Here is a 1620-nt window from a genome sequence, read left to right as displayed (position 1 = left end):
CGATCTGCGCCAGACGCTCGCGGAAGAACGCTTCATGCGCGGCTTGGAGCGCGGGAGAACGGGTCTGCGCGACCACGTTGCGATACGGCACCGGCGCCGGCAGTTGCGCCTGTTCGCCGAGCAAGTGAGCGCGGATCTCATCCACCAATACCGTGGTCGAGGTGGCGTCGTTGACCAGGTGGTGAAAACGCAGCCGAGCGACCCAGCGTGAGTGCTGTGGTTCGTGGGCGTAGTCCAGGGCCATCAGCGGGGCCTGGCGCAGGTCCAGCGGTTGCGACGGTTCGCTTAGCGGCTCAACCGGCAGCCGCGCCTCGCGCCACACCACTTGCAGCGGCTGTTCGAGGGCGTCCCAGACCAGGCTGGTGCGCAAAATGTCATGGCGGTTGATCACCTGTTGCAAGGCCTGGGCAAACGCGTCCAGTTGCTCGCGATGTTCAAAGCTGAACATCGCATGCTGCTGGTACGGGTCGCGCACGTCGGTGAGGTGGTGGTAGAGCAAGCCTTCCTGCAACGGCGCCAGCGGGTAGATGTCCTGCACGTTGGCGGCACCGCCGGGGATGCCGGCGACGATGCGGTCGAGGCTCGGTTGATCCACCTCGGCCAGTGCGAGCATATCCGCCGTGATCCGCGTGCTGCCCGCAGGAATGCGATTGGCCGGCACTGCCACGTCATTGCCCCCACTCGCTGCCGCCAAGGCTGCCAGGGTCGGTTGGCCGAACAGCACCTGCACATCGGCACGCAACCCGGCCTGGCGCATGCGTTGCACCAACTGCACCGCCAGCAACGAGTGCCCGCCCAGCTCGAAGAAATGGTCGTGGCGCCCTACCTGTTGCACCTGCAGCAGCTCGGTCCAGATCTGCGCCAGGGTGGTTTCCGCGCCGTCGCGGGGCGCCTCGAACGCCCGCGTGACATAGGCTGCCTGGTCGGCGCAGGCAGCGCCTTGCGGTCGAGCTTGCCATTCGCGGTGAGCGGGAAAACCTCCAGCTTCACAAACGCGGCGGGCAGCATGTAGTCCGCCAAGGTGGCTTGCAGGTGCGCACGCAGCGCGTCGATTTCAATCCGGTGGTGCTCGACAAACCAGGCGAGCAACTGCCCTTCACGGCACTGCACCACAGCCTCCTTGATCGCCGGATGGGCTGCCAGCGCGGTTTCGATTTCGCCCAGCTCGATGCGCACCCCCCGGATTTTCACCTGGTCGTCATTCCGGCCCAGGTACTCCAGGGTGCCGTCGGGCAACCAGCGCGCCAGGTCGCCGGTGCGGTACAGGCGGCCGTCGGTGAAAGGGTCATCGAGGAAGCGCTCGGCGCTCAGTTCCGGGCGATTCAAATAGCCGCGCGCCACGCCTGTGCCGCCGACGTACAACTCCCCCACCGCACCGATAGGCACCGGGCGTTGTTGCGCGTCCAGCAAGTACACGCGGGCGTTGGCAATGGGCGCGCCGATATGCAACGGCCGGCCGACGTCCACGCGCCCGGAGGTGGCGACCACCGTGGGTTCGGTGGGGCCGTAGTTGTTGATCACGTCGAAGGTGTGCGCGCGGTTGAACGCGCGCAGACGGTCGCCGCCGATCAGCAGGGTGCGCAGGGTTGGGTGGTCCAGGCGCTGGCTGAAGGCGTACTC

1 pseudogene is annotated in these 1620 nt (G+C 66.9%); it reads right to left on the bottom strand.

Going from position 1 to position 1620, the window contains the following annotated elements:
* Positions 1 to 1620 (bottom strand): annotated as a pseudogene (locus WBB95_RS16160) (condensation domain-containing protein); the annotation flags it as partial.

It is taken from the genome of Pseudomonas sp. (assembly GCF_049645325.1).
Taxonomy (GTDB): Bacteria; Pseudomonadota; Gammaproteobacteria; order Pseudomonadales; family Pseudomonadaceae; genus Aquipseudomonas.
Note: the sequence above shows the minus strand (reverse complement) of the source record. Positions and strands in the feature narration are given on the sequence as shown.